Here is a 21,916-nt window from a genome sequence, read left to right on the forward strand (position 1 = left end):
CGACTTATAACAAGTCCAGGGTCTTATTGTTGGCGAGGAATGTTATAAAAGGGCAGGTACAAATGTATGGTAATAGTTGGGGTGAGTGATAAGCTCTTTTTTTTGTTTAACGACGCGGTTGATTAAGCTCGATCGGCTTTTTTATTTTTTGCGTCAGGCAATAACCACGGTTTCTGACCGCACGAAACAGGCGCTCACCGTCGTTGACCCGTCTGAACTTTTCTTGCAGCCGGCTCAAGCACATTTCCAGGCCACGATATAACTCGGGTTCGCGGCCTATATTACGAATCAACTCTTCTTTGCTGACCACGCGTTCTTCATGGTGCAACATCTTTTTAATCAGCGCAGATTCAATGGTGGTCAGAGAAATGCGCAGCCCACCTTTGACCAGAGTGCGGTCATGTTGGGTCAGCAGCCAGAAATCCTGTGGATGCAGTTGCGGCCGCTCGGTGCTTATCTCCTGAGTGCGGGCGCGGTTATCGGGGGGGCTGTCAGGTGCGTTGGGGGTTGGCGTTGACGCCCTGGATTCTTGCCGCGTGGCGTTGAATCCTTGTGAAGGCAAGCTAAGGGAGTGGGTAATGAAATAGGTATTTAAACGCAGGTGGGCCTCGGGCCTGTCGCTTGCGTTGAGCTGCGGATGAGCATCCGCCGCTTGGGCGTTCATGTCGTAATGGAAAAGCTCCGCATTGGGGGTGAAGTCATGCAGTGCTATAGCTGTAAGGGTTGGGGTAAAGGCGTATTTCTTGAGAGAACTCATCATATCCACCGATATCAGGAAAATGCAGTTGTTATAGGCAGTCAGCGGGGGAGTAATAGCCGCCCTGAAAGTATTCGAACGGCAAGTTTTTGGCCAGCAACGCGCTGTCGGCAAACTCTATATGGTCGGCGATAAAGTGCACCTGGGTATTACTGATCAGTTCCAACATACGGTCATACAGCCGATCAAACAGGCTGGAGCGCATATTCAGGCTCAGTCGGAGGGCGGAATCCGGGAAGGGCATTTTTATATAGTCATATAACTTCAGGTCGGCCAGCAAGTCCGTCAGCTTTGTATCGAGTGTGTAGTTGTTGTAGGCCAGCGTGATATCACTGTGGTCCTTGAGCTTATACAGTTGACGTACCATCGCCCGGCGCTCCAGCGGGCCGGGCAGGGCGTCCAGGGGGTTGTCGAGGCTCAGGGTCAATGGCTGCCGGTGCTGTTCCAATGCGTGCGCGGTCTGAATGATCGCCTTGACAAGTCCATCATTCATCAAGGCCGATTGACCGATGCGTAGAAACTTGTGATTAACTTTGACGCCGGATGTTTGGCGCCTTGGGTTCATACGTTGCAAGATTTCAAGGCTGGCGTTTTCCAGTGGCTCGCCATTAACGCCACCCAAGACACTGTATTCACAGGCCCATAACCCATGGTGACGATCAACGATGGCTTGCCGGGCAAATTGCATGTCAGTGGCATGTAGGGCGGATGCTTGTTCGCTATTCACTGTTCGACCGCTCGTTGACGGGGTGGAAAGGGTTGGCGCAAATAAGTCCGCGATTGAGTTTGTAGCCATAACCGCGAATGTTCTGGATCAAATTTTCACCGTAGTGCGCTTTGATTTTACCGCGCAGACGGCTGATGGACTTTTCAAGTGCCCGAGAGTCGTAGTACTTGGTATTAAGCCCCATGACACTGGCAATCTCGTTGTGGCTGAGTAACCTGTTCTGGATGAGTGCGTCGAGTACTTTCATTTCAACGAAGGATATTTCCAACTTCTTTCCATTGCCATAAATGCACATGCGATCCTGATCCAGCACCAGGCCACACTGATTGAGCCGAGCGCTTTCACTGAGAAAGGCATCAAACAGGCTGAGTTTTCCTTCCGGAGAAGTATCACTCACCTTTATGCAATAATCCGCACCGGCCAAATAATATTTTGTTTTGCTCAAGGTGGAAGCAAAAGTGACCACAACAAAAATTGTGCAGCCAGGGTTTTCAGCTCGAGTTCTTTTTATGATGTCGAGGCTTTGATCACTGGCGGAGGGGGTGTCAATTTCTATAATAATTGCGCGGTATTGAGCGTCAATTTCTTGATCGTCAATTAGTTGACCATAGCAGCGCGTATCGACTTTTAAATCGTTCGCTACAGTGCGAACTAAAAGCTCCCGAAAGCCCTCCGATTTCGATTGAGTCCGTGCAATAGCAAGGACATTGGAAAAATGCATAACCTACTCCCTTTTCCGGCATGCAACGCGTCAGTACAAACGCTGGTGGCGTTTAGATACTAATCGAATTGATTACGATAAAACGTGACAAATTTTAACATTTGGCACTTGATTTTTACGTGCGGAGGGGAGGTACTAAGCGGTTGTTGCGCAGGGGTTCTACGGAGTTACACATATCCTAGTGCAAAATTTTAATGCTCGATAAGTATTTTAGCCCCAACGATTTTTTTGTTGGCTCACGGTGTGAACCGGCTCTCTGGCGAAGACAGTGCGTCGCCACTGTGAAGCCATGTCCTTGCCCGAGACTGAATCCAACGGTGTGCAGTTTCTCACAGACGAAAAAAAACCGGCTGATCAGGCCGGTTTGGGGTGCCCCGCGAACAATGCGGGTCAAGCATGGGTGCTCAGCAGACGTTCTGCACCGCCTTCGGCCAGGCCACGTTCCTGCAAGCGTTCTGCACCGCCTTCGGCCAGGCCACGTTCCTGCAAGCGTTCTGCACCGCCTTCAGCCAGGCCACGTTCCTGCAAGCGATCCGCACCGCCTTCGGCAACACGACTGTCAATCAGACGATCCGCACCGCCTTCAGCAACACGACTGTCAATCAAACGATCCGCACCGCCTTCAGCAACACGACTGTCAATCAGACGATCCGCACCGCCTTCGGCAACACGACTGTCAATCAGACGATCCGCGCCGCCTTCGGCAACACGACTGTCAATCAGACGATCCGCACCGCCTTCGGCAACACGACTGTCAATCAGGCGATCCGCACCGCCTTCAGCCACGACGGGATGAGCAAATGCGTTTGCAGCGAGTACCGAGAAAGCGAGGCTAAGCAAGATTTGGCGTTTCATGAGTGTGTGCTCCAAGTGTTTTAAGTAGGTGTTGCCGGGTATGGGTTTGATGTTACGCGTTGCATTTTTTAAGAGAACTTCATTGCGCTGATGGTGACTATCGACGCCAGCGATGGCCCGTTCCAGCGGGCCATCGCCGAGCTGGTCAAGGCATCTGCGGCAGCTCGTGAGGGCGCAGGTCGAATACCAGCACCTCGGCGTCCTGGCCCTGGCCCACGTGGATGTGCCGCTCATCGCGCACGCGGGCACCGTCGCCTTCCTGCAAGTACTGGCCGTTGATCTCTACGCTGCCCCGGGCCACATGGATGTACACATGGCGGTCCGGCGGCAGGTCGAGGGTGGCGGCTTCGTCACCGTTGAACAGCCCGGCATACACCCGTGCGTCCTGGCGCACGCTCAGGGAGCCGTCGGCACCGTCCGGCGAGATGATCAACTGCAGGCGCCCACGTTTCTGCGCCTCGCTGAAGTGCTCCTGTTGATAGCGTGGCTCGGCACCGGCCACGGCGGGCACGATCCAGATTTGCAGGAAGTGCACGCCCAGGCGTTGGCTGTGGTTGAACTCACTGTGGGCCACGCCGCTGCCGGCGCTCATCAGTTGCACATCCCCAGGGCGAATCACCGAGCCGGTGCCCAGGGTGTCCTTGTGTTCCAGGGCACCTTCGAGCACATAGGAGAAGATCTCCATGTCGCGGTGCGGGTGCTGGCCGAAGCCTTTACCGGCGGCGACGCGGTCATCGTTGATCACCAGCAGGTCGGAAAACCCTTGTTCCTGCGGGTTCCAGTAGTTGGCGAACGAGAAGGTATGGAACGACTTCAACCAACCGTGATTGGCGGCGCCGCGTTCGGAAGCTTTGCGAAGGGTCAGCATGGTGGTGTCCTCAAGTGAGCGCGGGCTGCGAGATGCAGGGCGCTGGCGTTGAGAAGAAGATTACTGGTTACTCGAATATTCATTAAGAAGCTGAAATCTGAATAACTGTCTCTATGGGGTGGACAATAAAAGGCGTGCCATAATGCCCGCCGCCTCTTTCTCTTCGATGGACGTTTCCCGTATGAACACCGTGGCCATGGCGCTTTTTCCGGACTTCCTGCTGCTCGACATGGCCGGGCCGCTCGAAGTGTTTTCGATTGCCAACCGCTACCTGCCGGCGGCGGCGCATTATCAGATCCTCACCATCGGCACCGAGCCTGGCCCGTTGCGCGCCTCCAACGGGGTGATGGTGCAGGTCGACGTGCTGCTGGACCAGGCCCAGGATGCCTACGACCTGTTACTGGTGCCCGGCGGCCCCGGTGCCTATAACGAATGCCATCCTGCGCTGTTGCCCTGGCTCAGGGCCGCGGCACCACGGGCGCGGCGTTTCGGCTCGATCTGCACCGGTGCGTTTGTGCTGGGGCATGCCGGGCTGCTCGACGCGCACCGCGTGACCACTCACTGGCACTACACCGAGCGGTTGATCAAGGCGTTTCCCAAGGCCATCGTCGAGACCGATCGCATCTACCTGCAGGATGGCCGCTTGATTACCTCGGGCGGGATCACCGCCGGTATCGACCTGGCGCTGTCCATCGTCGCCCAGGACCATGGCAAGCACATTGCGGTGGAAGTCGCCAAGGTGCTGCTGGTGGTGATGAAGCGCCAGGGCGGGCAGGCGCAGTTCAGCCCGATGACGGCCGCCGTGGCCCCCCATGAAACCGCGATCACCCGCGTGCAGAACCATGTGCTGGCCCATCTGGACCAGCCATTGACCATCGAGTCCATGGCCGAGTTGGCCGGCATGAGCGCTCGTCACTTTGCCCGGCTGTTCGCCAGGGAGGTGCAGATGACACCCATGGCCTTCCTGCAAGGTGCCCGCATCGACCGCGCCCGGCAACTGTTGGAAACCACCGACCTGCCGCTCAAGACCGTGGCGTTCCACGCAGGCTTCGGCAGCGTGCGGCATATGCGCTTTCTATTCAGCGAAAAACTCGGCCTTAACCCGACCCAATACCGACAGCAGTTCAGTTAACGACAGGATGTCCGTCTGGCGCCCCCGATTGGCCGTATCGCTCCGCGTGCCAGCATTGCCCTGTTACGGGTAGCTGGCAAGATAGCCTCAAGCCCATGGAAAAGGATGCGCGGATGCCCAAGGCCGGGCGTTTCAGCGCTATGACAGACATGAACGAGCCTCAGGCGCTTGACGTCCAGGGCACCATGCGTTTCGGTGCCTATGCCTTTCACCGCCAGCAGCGGCTGGTCAGTAAGGCTGGGTGGCCGATACCGCTCGGCGGGCGGGCGGTGGACATCCTCGCCGTGCTGCTGGAGGCGCCAGGGCAATTTATCAGCAAGGCCACCCTGATCGAGCGGGTGTGGCCGTGCAGCGTGGTGGAAGAGAGCAACCTGCGGGTGCACATCGCCGCGCTGCGTCGTGCCCTCGATGGGCAACGCTATATCCTCAATGACCCTCAGCGTGGCTACTGTTTCGCGGCCAAGCTGCAGGCCCCGCCGCAGGCATTGGCGCCCCGACACAACCTGGTCGCGCGGCTCAGTCCGATGCTGGGCCGTGATGAACTGCTCGGCGCGCTGGCGCGACGGTTGACCGGGCACAGGCTCATGACCCTCACCGGTTGCGCCGGCGTGGGCAAAAGCACGCTGGCCCTGGCGCTGGCCGAGCGCGTGTTGCCACGCTACCGCGATGGGGTGTGGTGGGTCGACTTGGCCACCGTGACCACGCCGGCCGCCATGCTCTGCCATGTGGCCGGCGCACTGCACCTTGAACCGGGCAGCGGCGCCTCGCAGTTGTGTCGGCAATTAGCCAAGCGTCAGCTATTGCTGGTGCTCGACGGCGCCGACCTGGTGCTGGGCGCCTGCCGGCATCTGCTGCGGGTGCTGCGCGAACAGGCGCCCCAGGTCAGCGTGCTGGTCAGCAGCCGTGAAGCCTTGCAGGCCCCAGGCGAGTGGGTGCTGTGCGTGCCACGCCTGGCCGCGCCGACACCGTTGGCGTTGGGCAGCGTCGAGCAGGCGATGGCGTGGCCGGCGGTGCAACTGTTCGTCGCCCGGGCCTGCGCCGCTCAACAAGGGTTTGTGCTGCGCCGGCAGGACCTGGCGCCGTTGCGCGATATCTGCCTACGCCTCGACGGCATTCCCCTGGCCCTCGAATTGGCGGCCGCCCAGGTCGATGCCCTGGGCGTGCGCGGGTTGCAGGCGCAATTGCGCAACGGTTTGCAGGTGTTGACCCGTGGTCGACGCACCGCCGTGGAGCGTCATCAGTCCCTCGCGGCCGCCCTGGATTGGACCTACGAGCGCCTGAGCCTGCCCGAGCGCTGGCTGTTCCTGCAAATGAGCTTGTTCAAGGCGGCGGTGTCCTTGCCGACCTTGAGCGACCTGGTGGCCAACACGGAGCTGGAGCACGCCGATCTGTCTCACTTGCTGACGCGCCTGGTCGGCACCTCGCTGCTGGCCCTCGAACCCGGCCCCGGCCCTGCGCGCTACCGCCTGCTCAATTGCGTGCGCAGCTACGCCTTGGCGCACCTGCGCGATCCACGGCAGGTGGCACGTTTGCAACAGGGCTATGGGCATTACCTGGGGCCGCTGTCAGGCCGGCCGTTTGTCCTGCAACTCGTCGAGCAGGCGGCGTACGCGGACTAGGTCCTGGGTGGCAAAGCCTTCGGTAAAGCGCCCATGGACCGAACCCAACAGGTCCCTGGCCGCCGCTACGCGGCCTTGCGCCTGCCACAGGCGCGCCAGTGAAGTGGCGCAACGCAGCTCCCAGGCCAGCGCGCCTTGCTGGTGCGCCAGGCCCAGGGCTTGGAGCAGCAGGGTTTCGGCCGCACGGGTATCGGGCATGGCTTCGGCGCGCACACGCAGGATCTCAGGTGTGCACCAGCCGGCCGCACCGTGCCGGGCGCGCTCGAACAGTGCGTCATCCACGGCCAGGGCATTGAAGGTCACCAGGATGTCGCGGACCAGCCCCAGGCCCTGCACACCCTCGACCCGAGCCGTGCCTTCGTAGCATTGCGCCCAGGTGTGGAAGAGTTGCACTGAATGCTTTTGCGCCTGCTGCAACAGCAGGTCCAACTGCTCGCGAGCCGCCAGCGTATCGCCGTTGTAATGCGCGATGACCACGCCGGCCAGGGCCAGGGTGTAGCAGATCGACGTGCCATGGTTGATCTGCAAGGCCAACGCCAACGCCTGGCTCGCGGTGCGCTGCGCACGGTCGGCAAATCCTCGCAGCCAGAGGATGCGCGCGAGGATGGTCAGCGAGGCCACGCTTTGGTCGTACTGCACACCAAAACCGTGGGTAAAGCGATTGAGGTGGCCGCTTTGGGCCATGCGCTGGATCGCCTGTTCGGCATTGTGCTGCGCCAGCGCCTGGTGCCCGGCGAAGTGCTGCGCCAGTACCTGCAGGCGTTGGGCGCTGAGGCCCCGCAACGGTTCGGCCTGGGGCCCCAGCTGGTCGAAATGCAGGCTGAGGGCCAGGGCCTCGCGGTAGTTGCCACCACACAGGTTAACCGCCATCTGCCCCGACACCGCGCGCAACTGGCCGCCCAGATCCTTGCCGGCCTCGGCCAGGCGGCGCGCCTCGGCAAAGGCCTGAAGGGTCTGCGGCGTACCGCCCTGGGTGTGATAGGCATAGCTGCCCAGCGCCAATTGCAAGGCCATGTTCAAGTGCTGGCTCGGTGCGGGCAATTGCGTCAGGCGTGCCAAGGCCTTGCCCACATACAGCCCGTGTTCGCGCAGCAGCGACAGCTCCTGCCACAACGGCATGGCGCTGACCGTGAGACGAATCCCCAGCAGGTGCACGCCCCGGTCGCCCAGGCCCCAATCGAGCGCGGCGCGCACGTCTTCACGCAGCGGCGCATAGCGCTCGATCCACGGCTGGGTGGCGGTATGTTCCCATTCGTTCTGTGCCTGGTCGATCAGCGTCAGGCAGCGGTTGGCATGGCGTTCACGGGTGGCGTCGAGTTCATCGGCGACACTGAGTTTTTCCAGGGCATAAGTGCGGGTGATGTCCAGCAGGCGATAGACCATCTCGTCATCACCGACCTCCACCGTCAGCAACGACTTGGCCACCAGTTGGGTGATCGACCCCGGCACCTCGGTCGGTGCGACCTGGTCTCCGGCGATCACCGCCGCCGCGCTGGCCAGGCTGAACCCGCCCCGAAACACTGCCAGTCGCCGCAGGCAAATTTGTTCGCACGCGGTGAGCAGCGCGAAGCTCCAGTCCAGCGTCGCGCGCAGGGTCTGGTGACGGGGCAGGGCGCTGCGCCGGCCGCGGGTGAGCAAGCGAAAGTTGTCTTCCATCTGCACCAGCAACCTTGGCAAACCGAAGCGCTCGATCTGCGCCGCCACCAGCTCGATGGCCAGGGGAATGCCGTCCAGGCGCTGGCAGATATCAATGGCCAGGGGCAACTCGGCTTCGCTCAGTTCGAAGCTGTCCTGATGGGACATGGCGCGTTCGATCAACAATTGCAGGGCCGGGTAACCCAGGGCCTGGGCACGGTTACCGGTGGCGGGCGGGCAGGCCAGGGGCTCAAGGCGTTGCACGCATTCACCCTCGGCCCGCAGGGCCTCGCGGCTGGTGGCCAGAATGTGCAATTGAGGCGCGTGGCGCAGCAGGGTTTCGCTGATCAGCGCAATGTCATCGAGCAAGTGTTCGCAGTTGTCGATCACCAGCAGCAGCTGGCGCTCCTGCAAGCGGCGCGCAAAGGTGGCCAGCGGCTCATGTTCGCTGTGGGTGAGGTCGAGCAGGGCGGCGAGGTTGGGCAGGATCATCGACGGTGCGCCGAGGGGCGCCAGGTCGAGCAGGCGAATGCCGTCGCGGTAGTGGCCGATCAGCAATTCCGCCACACGCAACGCGACGGTGGTCTTGCCGATGCCGCCGGCACCGGTCAGGGTGATGAAGCGTTGCTCGGGCAGGTGCTGCACCAGGCTGTCGATCAGGGCCTGGCGGCCGAGCATGCGAGTGCGGCGCAGCGGCAGGTTGTGACACGGGCTCTGGGGCGCGCCTTCGGTGGGGGGCGTCATCGGTTCGATGCTCAGTGGCGCAACAAAACTGTAGCCACGCTGGGCCACCGTGACGATATAGCGCTGCCCGGCCTGGCCGTCGCCCAGGGCCTTGCGTAACGCCGCCATGTGCACCCGCAGGTTGCCGTCTTCGACCACGCTTTTGGGCCAGACCCGCGCGATCAGCTCCTGCTTGCTCACCACATTGCCTGCCTGCTCCAGCAGGATCAGCAGGATCTCCACCGCCCGGCGTCCCAGACGTAGCGGGCGACCGGCCTCCAGCACCAGGCGTTGGCGCGGGTGGATGCGGTACGGGCCGAACTGCACGGCCTGGTCGCTGAGGTCATTCATGGGCGGCCATGCTCCGGGTAAGGTACGCCGTCAGCATAGTGCAGACCTGCCCGGACCACTAGGCAGCGATCTCCCCAGGCTTGTGACGCAATTGGTGATTTCGCCATGTCATCGGGTTGACGCCCTCGCTGCGGGTGAATATGTGGCAGAAATGCGCCTGGTCACAGAAACCACACTCCAGGCTGATTTGCGTCAGGCTCAGGTGGGACTGAGTGATCAGCTCCTTGGCGCGCTGGATGCGCTGCTGGCGAATCCATTCCTGGGGCGATAACCCCGTGGTGCACTTGAACGCGCGGGAAAAATGGCTGCGTGACAGCGCGCAGGCCTGGGCCAGCTCGGTGATGGCCAGGCTTTCGCCAAGGTTGGCGAGAATCAGTTGCTTGGCGATACGTTCGCGCCGGGGGCATAGGCCGCCGGTGGCGGTTAAGCGGGGTGCACGGTACTCAGATCGGGCCATGACGGATGTCCGCAGTCGATGGGAGCGTTCCCGGTGAATGGATGCAGTGTTGACCGCTTCATTCTTGGCGCCGGGCGTCTGGCTGACGAGTTAATCGTTGTTAATTTTGCCAGGTGTAAACGCGAAAGTGGCCGCAAAAGACAGCACAGATATGCAATGGAAACAGCGGCGGGTGTGCTTCTCTAAAGGCTTGCAAACCGTTTGGATACCGCCATGAACCGCAACGATCTGCGCCGCGTCGACATGAACCTGCTGGTCATTTTCGAAGCCCTGATGTTCGAGAAGAACCTGACCCGGGTCGCCGAAAAGCTTTTTATGGGCCAGCCGGCGGTCAGTGCGGCCCTCGGCCGTTTGCGCGATCTGTTCGATGACCCGTTGCTGTTGCGCAACGGTCGCGGCATGGAGCCCACGCCACGCGCCGTGGCCATACTCAAGGAACTGCAACCGGCCATGGACACCATTTCAGGCGCGGTCAGCCGCGCCAAGGATTTCGACCCCTCCACCAGTTGTGCGGTGTTCCGCATCGGCCTGTCCGACGACGCCGAATTCGGCCTGTTCCCGCCCTTGCTCAGCCAACTGCGTGAAGAAGCCCCGGGCATCATCGTGGTGGTGCGCCGCGCCAATTACCTGCTGATGTCGTCGTTGCTGGCCAGTGGTGAAATTACCGTGGGGGTGAGCTACACCACCGAACTGCCGGCGAATGCCAAACGCAAGAAGCTGCGCGACATTCCCTGCAAGGTGCTGCGCGGCGACGATGGCGTGGCGCCGCTGAGCCTGGACGAGTATTGCCAGCGCCCCCATGCGATGGTGTCGTTCTCGGGGGACCTGAGCGGCAACATCGACCTGGACCTGGCCCGTATCGGCCGTGCACGGCGCGTGGTGCTGGCGGTGCCGCAGTTCAGCGGGTTGCGGGCGCTGTTGGCGGGTACGCAGATCATAGCCACGGTGCCGGACTATGCCGCATGTGCGCTGACCGAGGGCACGTCGCTACGGGCCGAGGACCCGCCGTTTGCGATCGATGCGGCGGAGCTGTCGATGGTGTGGAGCGGGGTGCATGACAATGACCCGGCAGAGCGCTGGTTGCGGGCGCGCATCGGTGAGCATATGGCGCGCAGGCTCTGACCCTGGCGCTGTTATCGGCGGCTGTATACCCGACCAAAACCATCAACATTTCTTGATCGCCATCAAGCCGTTTTGCCTCCTTGCCTTCCTATCATGAGCCTCGCCAAGCCATGAGGAAGCGAGCATGTCAGAGACCTTCACCAAAGGCATGGCCAGGAATATCTACTTCGGGGGAAGCGTGTTCTTCTTCCTGATTTTCCTGGCCCTGACCTATCACACCGAACAAACCTTTCCCGCGCGCAGCAACGTCGACCAGCTCACCGAGTCGGTCGTGCGCGGCAAGGGCGTGTGGGAGCGCAACAACTGTATCGGCTGCCACACCCTGCTGGGCGAGGGCGCGTACTTTGCGCCGGAGCTGGGCAACGTGTTCAAGCGCCGGGGCGGTGAAGAAGGGTTCAAGCCGTTCCTGCACGCCTGGATGAAGATGCAGCCATTGGGTGTGCCTGGGCGTCGGGCCATGCCGCAATTCAACCTCAGCGACCAGGAAGTGGATGACATGGCCGAGTTCCTCAAATGGAGCTCGAAGATCGACACCAATAACTGGCCACCGAACAAGGAGGGCTGAGCCATGCGCAGCACCAACCCCTATCTGAAATTCCAATCCCAGGCCGTGGCCAAACCGTACTTTGTGTTTGCGCTGATGCTGTTTGTCGGCCAGGTGCTGTTCGGCCTGATCATGGGCCTGCAATACGTGGTGGGCGACTTTCTGTTCCCGCTGATTCCGTTCAACGTGGCGCGGATGGTCCACACCAACCTGCTGATCGTCTGGTTGCTGTTCGGCTTCATGGGCGCGGCCTATTACCTGGTGCCCGAGGAAGCCGAGCGCGAACTGCACAGCCCCAGGCTGGCGATTGTGTTGTTCTGGGTGTTCGCCGCCGCCGGGGTGCTGACCATTCTCGGCTACCTGCTGGTGCCCTATGCGGCGCTGGCCAAGCTGACCCACAACGAGTTGCTGCCGACCATGGGCCGTGAGTTCCTCGAACAACCGACGATCACCAAGATGGGCATCGTGGTGGTGTGCCTGGGGTTTCTGTACAACATCGGCATGACCCTGCTCAAGGGCCGCAAGACCACGGTGAGCATGGTGATGATGACCGGGCTGATCGGCCTGGCGGTGTTCTTCCTGTTCTCGTTCTACAACCCCGGCAACCTGGCGCGCGACAAGTTCTATTGGTGGTGGGTGGTGCATCTTTGGGTCGAAGGCGTGTGGGAGCTGATCATGGGCTCGATGCTGGCCTTCGTGCTGATCAAGGTCACCGGCGTCGACCGCGAAGTGGTGGAGAAATGGCTGTACGTGATCATCGCCATGGCCTTGATCACCGGGATCATCGGCACCGGTCACCACTTTTTCTGGATCGGCGCGCCGCAAGTCTGGCTGTGGGTCGGTTCGATCTTCTCGGCCCTGGAACCGCTGCCCTTCCTGGCGATGGTGATGTTCGCCTTTACCATGGTCAAGCGCCGTCGGCGCCAGCATCCCAACCGTGCGGCCACGTTATGGGCCAAAGGCACCACCGTCACCGCGTTCTTCGGCGCCGGGGTCTGGGGCTTCCTGCATACCCTGGCACCGGTCAACTTCTATACCCATGGCACTCAGCTCACGGCGGCCCACGGTCACCTGGCGTTCTTCGGCGCCTACGCGATGATCGTGATGACCCTGATCAGCTATGCCATGCCCCGCCTGCGCGGCCTGGGTGAAGCGCCCGACGCGCGCTCGCAGACCATTGAAGTGTGGGGTTTCTGGATGATGGTGCTGTCGATGGTGATGATTACCCTGTTGCTCACCGCCGCGGGCGCTGTACAGGTGTGGTTGCAACGCTGGCCGGTGGACGGCATGGCGCTGCCGTTCATGGCCACGGTGGAGCAACTGCAGGTGTTGTTCTGGGCGCGTCTGGCCAGTGGCGTGGTGTTCCTGCTGGGGCTGCTCTGCTACCTGTGCAGCTTCCACCAACCGCGCAGTGTGGCCGGTGCGCCGGCGCCCATTGTGTATTGATGGTCAACCCCAGGCAGGCGGCCCGGCGAGTACCGCGGGCCGTTCTACCGTTGGAGCACGTCACATGGCCTTTACCCTTGAATTGGAAGAGTGGGTCGGCAGTACCTGGCACCGCTTTATCACCCGGCGCGCGAGTGCCGACTTCCCGACCGCGCGGGTCGACCTGGTCGACCGTCAGCGCAGCCTGGCCGTGTTGTTTCGCGCCTTGGGCGGTGCCCGCGCAGTGGCCCTGGAGGCCGCCAGTGAGCGTGACCTGTTGTTGCGCCGCAACCTGCTGATGCGCATTGCCGGCACCTGCAAGCAGGCATCCCTGGCCTCCTGCGATGGCAATCGCCTGCGTCTGCCGGCAAGCCTGGCGGTGTTTCCCAGCGCCGCGTTGAACCTGGAGTTGTACCGCTGGCTGGCATTGCTGGCCGCGCATGCCGGCCCCATGAGCCACTGGGCCCGGGATAACCAGCGCTGGACCTGGCTGCTGTTGCAACGCTACCCGGCCATGCTGCCCAGCTATCAACGCCTGGTGAGCGCGCATATTGCCCTGCGCCCCGAGCCGGCCAGCCTCAAACCGGCTGAAGCCGCCCTGGAGAATGCCTTGCGCAAGGCGCTGCGCGAGCCCGGCAGCGTGCATCATTTACCGCGCAGCGAGCGGGCCGCCTGGCCGCTGCCGTTGTGGCTGTACCCCGCGTTGCACCTGGATACGCCCCAGGCCATGGACACCGACGAAGAGGGCGACGACCTGGCCACCCGCCCCGGCGAGCAGCAAGGCGCGCCCAAGCGCGCGAACCGGGTCGATGAGCACAGCCGCGACGGCGGCCTGTTGGTGGTGCGCCTGGAGAATCTGTTCAGTTGGAGCGAACAGGTCGATCTTGATCGCTGGTGCGACGACAGTGACGACCCGGATGCCGCCCGCGTCGCCGAAGACCTCGACCAGTTGAGCCTGTCGCGCCAGCGCGTGCGCAAGAGCGGCGGCTTGAAGCTGCACCTGGACCTGCCACCGGCCGACGTCGATGACATCCCCCTTGGCGAAGGGATCAAGTTGCCCGAGTGGGATTACCGCCAACAACGCCTGCGGGAGAACTTCGTCAACCTGCAACTGATGCAGCCGCGCAGCGATGCCCCGCAACCCTTGCCGGCCCGCTTGCAGGGCCCGGCCCAGCGCTTGCGCCGCCAGTTCCAGCAACTGCGCACCGAGCGCCAATGGCAGCGCGGGCAACCCCAGGGCGCGGAACTCGACCTGCAAGCCTGGGTGGATTTCCGTGCCCAACGCCAGCACGGCGCCTGTGCCGAGCGCGGCCTGTTCCTGGAGCAGCGTCACACCCGCCGCGACCTGGCCTGCCTGCTGCTGGCGGACCTGTCGATGTCCACCGACGCGCATTTGAACGACACGCAAAAAGTCATCGATGTGATCCGCGACAGCCTGTTGCTGTTCGGTGAAAGCCTGTCGGGGCTCGGGGATGCGTTTGCGCTGTATGGGTTTTCGTCGCTGCGCCGGCATCAGGTGCGCCTGCACCCGCTCAAACGCTTCGAACAGGCCTATGACGACCGCACGCGTGGCTGTATCCAGGCGCTCAAGCCGGGCTACTACACGCGCATGGGCGCGGCGATTCGCCAGGCCGCCCACGTGCTGGGGGCGTGCAAGCAGCGGCGCAAAGTGTTGCTGCTACTGACCGATGGCAAACCCAATGACCTGGACCTGTATGAGGGCCGCTACGGTGTCGAGGATACCCGCCAGGCGGTGGTGGAGGCGCGGCGCCAGGGCCTGATCCCGTTCTGCATCACTATCGACAAACAGGCCGGGGAGTACCTGCCGTACATGTTCGGTGCCCATGGGTTCACCCTGATCCGCCAGCCGGAGCAACTGCCGTTGCGCTTGCCGCAGCTGTATCGGCAATTGACCGAACGTCAGTAGAAGTCGCGCGGCAACCAGAAGAACATCGCGATGCAAAACAGCGTCAGGCTCAGGCAGAACCACTGGAAGCGTCGCAGCCGACGGGCTTGCAGGCTGGCCTCCGAGCCGGGCAGGGCGGTACCGCAGCCCGCGCAATCCTCGCGCATGTCGGCGTTGCGGTGCTGGCAATACAGGCAGGTTTTCATTCGAATTGTTCCAGGCGCGGCCGGTCCAGGATGGCGATCTGGCGACCGTCCTGGGTGATGATTTTTTCGTCGATCAGGCGGCGGATAATCCGCGAAAAGGTTTCCGGCTGGATCGACAGGTGCCCGGCGATCAACTGCTTGGCCATGGGCAATTCGAAACGGCAGGCGTCGCTGTGCAGGTGCATCAGTTGGGTCAGCAGGTAGCGCACCACGCGGTGGGTGGCGTTTTTCAGCGACAGGGTTTCGATCTCGTTGACCCGCTGGTGCAGGCGCACGCACAACTTGCCCAGCAGCGCGAAGGTCAGGCGGCTGTTGCTCTGCAGCAGGCGCATGTAGGTGGCATTGGACAGGCGATACAACTGCGTGGGGCACACCGCTTCGGCGCACGCCACATAGTTGGGGGTGTCCATCAGCATCATCGCTTCGGCGAAGGTCTGGCGTTCGCCGATCACCTCGAAGACCTTCTCCTGGCCGTCGGGGGTCAGGCGGTAGATCTTCACCGCACCGGCGATCACAAAGTAAAACGCATCGGCCGGTTCACCCTGGCGGAACAGGGGGGCGCCTTTGTCGATGCTCAGCAACTGGCTGCTGCCCATCAACGCGTTGAGTTCCTCTTCGTTCAGCGGCTCGAACAAGTGATGGCTGCGCAGGATCTGGTGATGCACGCGATGCAAGACCATACCAGGCTCCCGGACGATCAGCGGAGCGTTCACACCAGCACCAGCGAAAGGCCGCTGGCGGCGGCCAGCATGGAGCCGAGGATCACAAACCAGGCGAGCGGGACATAGGCATTTTTCATGAGGGCTCCAAGTACGGTCAAAATGGCAGGCGCGAACGTGTTGCGGCGAACAGGCTTGCTGGCGTTGGGGTTCAAAGCGGCCCTGCCACAACACGTTCGTTCCTGCGCAAAGGGTAGTCTTTTGGCTCGGGACGCGACTTGATCTACGACAAGGGCAGTGCACAGGTATCGGCGCAAGATGGTCGCAGTCCTGAAGGGAGACCGTGTTATGCAAGTGCTCGATCGGCGCAAGGCCATGTCGATTACCCCGTTGTTTCGCCTGGCGTTTCGGCCATTTTTCCTCGGTGCGTGCCTGTTGGCGGCGCTGGCGATACCGCTGTGGCTGCTGGCCCTCACCGGACATACGGGCACCTGGCAACCCGCCGGCGGCTGGCTGGCCTGGCATCGGCATGAACTGCTGTTCGGTTTCGGCCTGGCGATCATCGCCGGGTTCCTGCTCACGGCGGTGCAGACCTGGACCGGTCGCCCCGGCCTCAGCGGCAATGCCCTGGCATTGCTCGCGGGGCTATGGCTGGCGGCGCGCCTGGGCTGGTTGTTCAACCTGCACTGGCCGCTGCTGGCGGTGCTGGAACTGAGCTTCCCCCTGGCCGTGGCCGGGGTGATGGGCTGGACGCTGTGGAGCGTGCGGCAGCAGCGCAACTACCCGATTGTGCTGGTGCTGGCCTTGCTGACGCTGGCCGATGGGCTGTCGTTGTATGGGCTGTTGCGCCACGACGACGGCTGGCAACGCCAGTCGGTGCTGACCGGCCTGTGGCTGGTGGCGGCGATGATGGGCCTGATCGGCGGGCGGGTGATCGGGTTTTTCACCCAGCGCGGTCTGGGCCGGGTCGAGGCGGTCAAGCCCTGGCCATGGCTGGACCACATGCTGCTCGGTGGTTCGCTGCTGGTGGCGGTGCTGTACGCGATGGGGCCTGCGCTGTCCGCGACGCCTTGGCTCGGCGTGCTGTTCGCCGGCCTCGGGCTGGGCCACCTGTTGCGCCTGCTGCGCTGGCATGATCGCGGCCTGTGGCGCGTGCCGTTGCTGTGGTCGCTGCACCTGGCGTATGCCTGGCTGGCGCTGGCGTGCCTGGGCATGGCGCTGTGGCACTTCGGCGCGCCGTTCAACCCGAGCCTGGCCGTGCACGCGCTGACGGTGGGCGCCATGGGCGGCTTGATCCTGGCAATGATCGCCCGCGTCAGCCTCGGCCATACCGGCCGCCCGTTGCAGCCGCCGGCCGGAATGACCCTGGCGTTTGTGCTGTTGAACCTGGCGTGTGTGTGCCGGGTGGTACTGGTGCTGCTGTTGCCGTTGGCCGCGCTGTGGCTGGCCGGGCTGTGCTGGACCCTCGGGCTCGGCCTGTTCCTGTGGCGCTATGGCCCGATGTTATGGCGCGCACGGGTCGACGGGCACCCAGGCTAGGAGAACGCAATGCTCTATTCAGGGTTGTTGATCGTGCATCTGTTGGCGGCGATTGCCTTTATCGGCACGCTGTTTTTCGAGGTGGTGATCTGGCACAGCGCCCGCGAGGAACTGGCCTGGTCGGCGCAGTTCACTGCCGAGCACGCCATCGCGTACCGTTCGCGGCGCGTGCTGCACGGTGTGGTGGTGCTGCTGTACGGTGCCGGCATCGGCCTGGCCTGGCACTATCGCGGGCTGTTGAGCGTGCCGTGGGCCAGCCACTTCAGCGTGTTGCTGAGCCTGAAAATCCTGCTGGCCCTGAGCATCATCGGGCATTACCTGTGGCTGGCGTACCTGTTGAGCCATCAGCGCCTGAGCCCCAGGCGCGCGACGTGGATCCGCCGCAGCATCCTCGGGCACATGGTGCTGATCGTCATCCTGGCGAAGTGGATGCTGCACTGATCAGGCCGCCGGGTTCAGCGCCCGGGCGAACAACACCTCGTTTTCCAGGTGAATATGCTCGCGCAGGTCGTTATGAAAGCTCGTCAGCTCGCTGTACAGGTTGCGCCAGGTGCCGCACGCACCGGCCGGCAGGCTGATGCGATCGGTGAGGTTCAGCAGTTGTTCCAGCGCCTCGCCGTGCTGGTCATGCTCATGGCGCATCACCTGGATCGGCATCGCCGCCTGCACGCCCATGCCCATTTGCAGCATCGGGAACAACACCTGTTCTTCCTTGAGCATGTGGTTTTCCAGCTCCTGCTGGATGTCGCGCAGCAGGTCCGCGAGGCCGTTGGGGCACTGCAGGTGGTGGCCGTGGACCTGTTCGACACGGCTGGCCAGGCGAATCAGCTCTGGCAGTTGCTCACGATGACGGGTGTGGTAGCGCGCCAGCAGATGATCGATCAATTGATCCTGGGGTTGGGTGTGCCAATCGCTTGTGTTCATCGGGGTTCCTCATCGGGGATAGCGGTATGCAGCGGTCATTGCATGGCCCGTGCCATGTTTAAAGCTATTGATAGATAAGGTTTTTTTCGAATCGAGGTGATCATGACCACGCTATGCCAGGGTAATGTGAACCCCATCAGGGTCGATGCCACCGTGGCGTCCGAGTGCCTCCTTGGGCACAGCCAGGTGCTGCGCCAACTGCTCAACGAGCTGGCGGTGCTGGCGCAGACCGAGTTGCCGGTGCTGTTGCTGGGCGAGACCGGCGTGGGCAAGGAACTGTTTGCCCGCCGCTTGCACCGCCAGTCGCGGCGCTGCAATCGGCCGCTGGTGCAGGTCAATTGCGCGGCTCTGCCGGAGGCATTGGCCGAGAGCGAGTTGTTCGGCCACGTCAAGGGTGCGTTTTCCGGTGCCAGCCACGATCGCGCCGGGCGTTTCGATGCGGCCAATGGCGGTACGCTGTTTCTCGACGAGGTGGGCGAATTGCCCTTGAGTATTCAGGCCAAGTTGCTGCGCACCCTGCAGAACGGCGAAATCCAACGCCTGGGCGCCGACCGACCGGTGCACGTGGATGTGCGGATCATCGCCGCCACCAACCGCCATCTGCCGGACAGCGTGCGCGACGGCGTGTTTCGCGCCGACCTCTACCACCGCCTGTCGGTGTACCCGATGTCGATCCCACCGCTGCGCGAGCGTGGCGACGACATCCTGTTACTGGCCGAGCACTTCGTTGGTCTCAACCGTGAACGCCTGGGGCTGCGCAGCCTGTGCCTGTCGCCGTCGGCCCGCCAGGCCCTGATGGCGTACGCCTGGCCAGGCAATGTACGCGAACTGGAACATGTGATCAGCCGCGCAGCGTTAAAGCTGTTGTGCCGGGCCGGCAGCCAGCCGTCCATGACCCTGGAATCGCAGTGGCTGGGGCTGGGGCTGGGCGCTGCCACGCCCGTGCCCGTGCAGCCGATGCCGGCCGCCGAGGCGTTCCAGCCATTGGCGGCGGCGGTGGATGAGTGTCAGCGCCACAAGATTGGCCAGGCCCTGGCGCATTGCGCGGGCAATTGGGCGAGTGCGGCGCGCCTGCTGGGGGTGGACTCGAGCAACCTGCATAAACTGGCGCGCAGGCTGGGTCTCAAGTAAAGGCATGCGGCGTCATGCCACGGGCGAATGTTGATCGTGATCAAGGGGTAAAGGCGCGGCGGTTACCACACTGTGACGAACTTTCTGGAGGACCGCGCCATGCCCCTGTCCCTTGCGCAATTGCGCCGTAACTACACCCTCTATGGCCTGCGCGACGACAACGCACAGGCTGATCCGCTCGAGTTGTTCGGCCAGTGGCTGGAGCAGGCGCGCAAAACCGAAGTGCCGCCCGCCGAGGCCAACAGCATGGCCCTGGCTACCGTGGACAGCGAGGGCCACGCTCATTGTCGCATCCTGCTGCTCAAGGGGTTCAGCGCCGAGGGTTTTGTCTTTTTTGGCCATTACCAGAGCGCCAAGGGCCACGAACTGGCGAGCAACCCCCATGCGGCCATGACTTTTTCTGGCCAGGGCTGGAGCGCCAGGTGCGCATCGAAGGGCCGGTGGTGCACGCCGCCGCGCAACTGTCGGACGACTATTTCGACGCCCGCCCGGCCGCCAGCCAGTTAGGCGCCTGGGCGTCGCCGCAAAGTCAGCCCCTGGCCCATCGCAGCGAACTGGAAGGCCGCTTGCGCGAGGTCACCGAGCGTTTCGCCGGCCGTAAACCACCGCGTCCCGAGCATTGGGGCGGGTTCTGCCTGCAACCGCGGCGCATCGAGTTCTGGCAAGGCCGGCCCGACCGCCTGCATGACCGCCTGGATTACCGTCTGCACGACGGCCAGTGGCAGCGCACGCGCCTGGCCCCCTGACGGCGTACCTCCTTGGAGGAATAGGCCCTGTGCCCATTGCGGCGCAGGCTGACGACCACTTTTTCACGCCCGGAGCCTTGATCATGGCCCATTTGAAACAACGCGATTTCGTGCCCCTCAACATCGCCGTGCTGACCATCAGCGACACTCGCACCCTCGACACCGACACCTCCGGCCAGACCCTGGTGGACCGCCTCCAGGGCGCTGGCCACGTGCTGGTCGACCGTGGCCTGGTGATCGACGATATCTACCAGATTCGCGCGCAGGTTTCGCTGTGGATCGCCGACCCCGAGGTGCAAGTGGTGCTGATGACCGGCGGCACCGGCTTTACCGCCCGCGACAACACGCCCCAGGCGGTACAGCCCTTGCTGGACAAGCACGTGGAGGGCTTCGGTGAGCTGTTCCGCCACGTGTCCCTGGCGGAGATCGGCACTTCTACCTTGCAATCGCGCGCGTTGGCCGGCATCAGCAATGGCGTCCTGGTGTGCTGCATGCCGGGTTCGCCAGGCGCGTGTCGCACGGCCTGGGATCACATCCTCGCCGGCCAGTTGGACAGCCGCACCGGCCCGTGCAACTTCGTGCCGCACCTCAAGGCTCAGGCTGCGCAAACCCCGCAAGCCTGCGAGGCACGCTCGTGAGCGTCGCGGTGTGTGACAGCGGGCCGCTGATGCCGGTAGACGAGGCCATCGCCACGCTGCTGGCCCAGGCCCCGCCACCGCCCGCCACCGAGGTGATCGCCCTGGAGCAGGCGCTCGGGCGGGTGATCGCCGAAGAGCTGTTCTCGCCCCTGGATCTGCCCGGCTTCGACAACAGTGCGATGGACGGCTACGCCCTGCGCGCGCAGGACGTACCGGCCGAAGGCGGTTACCTGATGCTCGCCGGGCGTATTGCCGCCGGGCAGCACAGCGCGGCCAGCGTGCAGGCCGGGCAGGCAGTGCGCATTTTCACCGGCGCGCCGCTGCCGGGCGGCGCCGATACGGTGGTGCCCCAGGAACGCTGCCGGCTTTACGGCCAGCGCATCTGGTGCCCGCCGGTACGCCTCGGCGAGCATGTGCGCAAACAGGCCGAAGAATTGCAGCGCGGCCAGACCTTGATCCGCCTCGGCAAACGCCTGCGCGCCCAGGACATCGGTTTGCTCGCTTCGGCCGGCATTCCTCGACTGAAAGTCTATCGCCCGCTGCGTGTATGCCTGCTCAGCAGCGGCAACGAACTGCGTGAACCCGGCGAAGCGTTGGTGCCCGGGCAGATCTACAACAGCAACCGCTATGCCCTCGCCGCGTTGCTGCGCGGCTGGGGGGTGGAGGTGTACGACTACGGGGTGATGGCCGACGAACTGGCCGCCAGCCGCGATGCGCTGGCCCTGGCGGCTTCCGAATGCGACCTGCTGCTGACCTCCGCCGGGGTCTCGGTGGGGGAGGAGGACCACCTCAAGCAGGCCATCGAAGAACTCGGCCGCGTGGACTTCTGGCGCCTGGCGATCCAGCCCGGCAAGCCCCTGGCCTTTGGGGAAGTGGCAGGCAAACCCTGGCTCGGCCTGCCCGGCAACCCATCGGCGGCGCTGATCACCGCGCTGGTGGTGTTGCGCCCGTTCCTGCTGCGCGCCCAGGGGGTGGAGCGGGTGTTGCCGGTGCCGATCCAGGTGCCGGCCGCGTTCGAATGGCTCGTCCCCAACAAGCGTCGCCAATACCTGCGCGCGCGTTTGAGCCCCGGTATCGACGGCCAGTTGCGCGCGGTCCCGCACCCCCAGCAAAGCTCGGCAATGCTCACCGCCGCCTGTTGGGCCGACGGCCTGGTGATCGTCGAGCGCGAGCAACAGGTGTTCAAGGATGCGCCGGTGCCATTTCTGTCTTTCGCTGAATTTTTGTAAGG

Annotated in this window: 20 protein-coding genes and 3 pseudogenes; 13 read left to right on the forward strand and 10 right to left on the reverse strand. The window is 63.1% G+C overall.

Annotated elements, in window-relative coordinates; all coding sequences use genetic code 11:
- Positions 1 to 106 precede the first annotated feature (106 nt).
- From AB4O05_RS16310 to AB4O05_RS16330, 5 genes are all read right to left on the reverse strand, one after another.
- Positions 107 to 757 (reverse strand): winged helix-turn-helix domain-containing protein, encoded by a 651-nt coding sequence (locus AB4O05_RS16310; protein ID WP_460164750.1) that lies wholly within the window; start codon positions 755 to 757, stop codon positions 107 to 109.
- 31 nt (positions 758 to 788) lie between these two features.
- The gene (locus AB4O05_RS16315; protein WP_460136601.1) at positions 789 to 1,484 is read right to left on the reverse strand and encodes a YuxH family protein; all 696 of its coding nucleotides are present in this window, start codon (positions 1,482 to 1,484) and stop codon (positions 789 to 791) included.
- Positions 1,477 to 2,205, reverse strand: a complete 729-nt coding sequence (locus tag AB4O05_RS16320) for a winged helix-turn-helix domain-containing protein (protein ID WP_460136600.1) — start codon at positions 2,203 to 2,205, stop codon at positions 1,477 to 1,479. The genes AB4O05_RS16315 and AB4O05_RS16320 overlap by 8 nt, the downstream gene beginning before the upstream one ends.
- Before the next feature lie 390 nt (positions 2,206 to 2,595).
- Positions 2,596 to 3,060 (reverse strand): phage infection protein, encoded by a 465-nt coding sequence (locus AB4O05_RS16325; RefSeq protein WP_460136599.1) that lies wholly within the window; start codon positions 3,058 to 3,060, stop codon positions 2,596 to 2,598.
- A 145-nt stretch (positions 3,061 to 3,205) separates the two neighbouring features.
- Positions 3,206 to 3,928: a pirin family protein gene (locus AB4O05_RS16330; protein ID WP_460136598.1), complete on the reverse strand. Its 723-nt coding sequence runs from the start codon at positions 3,926 to 3,928 to the stop codon at positions 3,206 to 3,208.
- Between the two features lie 181 nt (positions 3,929 to 4,109).
- Between AB4O05_RS16330 and AB4O05_RS16335 the strand changes: the two genes are divergently transcribed.
- Positions 4,110 to 5,060: a GlxA family transcriptional regulator gene (locus tag AB4O05_RS16335; RefSeq protein WP_460137568.1), complete on the forward strand. Its 951-nt coding sequence runs from the start codon at positions 4,110 to 4,112 to the stop codon at positions 5,058 to 5,060.
- 95 nt (positions 5,061 to 5,155) lie between these two features.
- Positions 5,156 to 6,679: a winged helix-turn-helix domain-containing protein gene (locus AB4O05_RS16340; protein WP_460136597.1), complete on the forward strand. Its 1,524-nt coding sequence runs from the start codon at positions 5,156 to 5,158 to the stop codon at positions 6,677 to 6,679.
- On the opposite strand, the gene AB4O05_RS16345 is transcribed toward AB4O05_RS16340, so the two are convergent.
- Both AB4O05_RS16345 and AB4O05_RS16350 read right to left on the reverse strand, forming a co-directional pair.
- On the reverse strand, positions 6,626 to 9,388 hold the full coding sequence (locus tag AB4O05_RS16345; protein ID WP_460136596.1) for an ATP-binding protein: 2,763 nt from the start codon (positions 9,386 to 9,388) through the stop codon (positions 6,626 to 6,628). The genes AB4O05_RS16340 and AB4O05_RS16345 overlap by 54 nt on opposite strands.
- Positions 9,389 to 9,446: 58 nt before the next feature.
- The gene (locus tag AB4O05_RS16350; protein ID WP_460136595.1) at positions 9,447 to 9,845 is read right to left on the reverse strand and encodes a helix-turn-helix domain-containing protein; all 399 of its coding nucleotides are present in this window, start codon (positions 9,843 to 9,845) and stop codon (positions 9,447 to 9,449) included.
- A gap of 213 nt (positions 9,846 to 10,058) precedes the next feature.
- On the opposite strand from AB4O05_RS16350, the gene AB4O05_RS16355 reads away from it, so the two are divergent.
- The 4 genes from AB4O05_RS16355 (at position 10,059) to AB4O05_RS16370 (ending at position 14,863) form a co-directional block, all read left to right on the forward strand.
- The gene (locus tag AB4O05_RS16355) at positions 10,059 to 10,967 is read left to right on the forward strand and encodes a LysR substrate-binding domain-containing protein (protein WP_460136594.1); all 909 of its coding nucleotides are present in this window, start codon (positions 10,059 to 10,061) and stop codon (positions 10,965 to 10,967) included.
- 124 nt (positions 10,968 to 11,091) lie between these two features.
- Positions 11,092 to 11,532: a c-type cytochrome gene (locus AB4O05_RS16360; protein ID WP_460136593.1), complete on the forward strand. Its 441-nt coding sequence runs from the start codon at positions 11,092 to 11,094 to the stop codon at positions 11,530 to 11,532.
- Positions 11,533 to 11,535: 3 nt separating this feature from the next.
- Complete coding sequence (locus AB4O05_RS16365) at positions 11,536 to 12,957, forward strand: cbb3-type cytochrome c oxidase subunit I (RefSeq protein ID WP_460136592.1); 1,422 nt, start codon at positions 11,536 to 11,538, stop codon at positions 12,955 to 12,957.
- 64 nt (positions 12,958 to 13,021) lie between these two features.
- Positions 13,022 to 14,863 carry a VWA domain-containing protein gene (locus AB4O05_RS16370; RefSeq protein WP_460136591.1) on the forward strand — a complete coding sequence of 614 codons (1,842 nt, stop codon included), beginning with the start codon at positions 13,022 to 13,024 and terminating at the stop codon, positions 14,861 to 14,863.
- On the opposite strand, the gene AB4O05_RS16375 is transcribed toward AB4O05_RS16370, so the two are convergent.
- Positions 14,857 to 15,048 carry a protein DnrP gene (locus AB4O05_RS16375; RefSeq protein WP_460136590.1) on the reverse strand — a complete coding sequence of 64 codons (192 nt, stop codon included), beginning with the start codon at positions 15,046 to 15,048 and terminating at the stop codon, positions 14,857 to 14,859. The two genes, AB4O05_RS16370 and AB4O05_RS16375, sit on opposite strands and share 7 nt — an antisense overlap.
- Positions 15,045 to 15,728: a Crp/Fnr family transcriptional regulator gene (locus tag AB4O05_RS16380; RefSeq protein ID WP_460136589.1), complete on the reverse strand. Its 684-nt coding sequence runs from the start codon at positions 15,726 to 15,728 to the stop codon at positions 15,045 to 15,047. Before AB4O05_RS16380 ends, AB4O05_RS16375 begins: the two co-directional genes overlap by 4 nt.
- Before the next feature lie 327 nt (positions 15,729 to 16,055).
- Between AB4O05_RS16380 and AB4O05_RS16385 the strand changes: the two genes are divergently transcribed.
- Entirely contained in the window at positions 16,056 to 17,246 is a 1,191-nt protein-coding gene (locus AB4O05_RS16385) for an NnrS family protein (RefSeq protein ID WP_460136588.1), read from the forward strand.
- A gap of 9 nt (positions 17,247 to 17,255) precedes the next feature.
- Positions 17,256 to 17,687, forward strand: a complete 432-nt coding sequence (locus tag AB4O05_RS16390; RefSeq protein ID WP_460136587.1) for a hypothetical protein — start codon at positions 17,256 to 17,258, stop codon at positions 17,685 to 17,687.
- Here the strand turns inward: AB4O05_RS16390 and AB4O05_RS16395 are convergent.
- A pseudogene (locus tag AB4O05_RS16395) lies at positions 17,688 to 18,158 on the reverse strand (hemerythrin domain-containing protein); the annotation flags it as partial.
- 180 nt (positions 18,159 to 18,338) lie between these two features.
- Between AB4O05_RS16395 and norR the strand changes: the two are divergent.
- The 5 genes and pseudogenes from norR to AB4O05_RS16420 all read left to right on the forward strand — a co-directional run.
- Positions 18,339 to 19,301, forward strand: a pseudogene (norR, locus tag AB4O05_RS16400) (nitric oxide reductase transcriptional regulator NorR); the annotation flags it as partial.
- 99 nt (positions 19,302 to 19,400) lie between these two features.
- A pseudogene (locus AB4O05_RS16405) lies at positions 19,401 to 19,646 on the forward strand (pyridoxamine 5'-phosphate oxidase); the annotation flags it as partial.
- Positions 19,586 to 20,047 (forward strand): pyridoxine/pyridoxamine 5'-phosphate oxidase, encoded by a 462-nt coding sequence (locus AB4O05_RS16410; RefSeq protein ID WP_460164751.1) that lies wholly within the window; start codon positions 19,586 to 19,588, stop codon positions 20,045 to 20,047. The pseudogene AB4O05_RS16405 and the gene AB4O05_RS16410, both read left to right, overlap by 61 nt.
- A gap of 83 nt (positions 20,048 to 20,130) precedes the next feature.
- Positions 20,131 to 20,685: a molybdenum cofactor biosynthesis protein B gene (gene moaB, locus AB4O05_RS16415; RefSeq protein ID WP_460136585.1), complete on the forward strand. Its 555-nt coding sequence runs from the start codon at positions 20,131 to 20,133 to the stop codon at positions 20,683 to 20,685.
- Complete coding sequence (locus tag AB4O05_RS16420; RefSeq protein ID WP_460136584.1) at positions 20,682 to 21,914, forward strand: molybdopterin molybdotransferase MoeA; 1,233 nt, start codon at positions 20,682 to 20,684, stop codon at positions 21,912 to 21,914. The genes moaB and AB4O05_RS16420 overlap by 4 nt, the downstream gene beginning before the upstream one ends.
- The last annotated feature ends 2 nt before the right edge of the window (positions 21,915 to 21,916 follow it).

The organism is Pseudomonas sp. S1_G07, assembly GCF_054668565.1.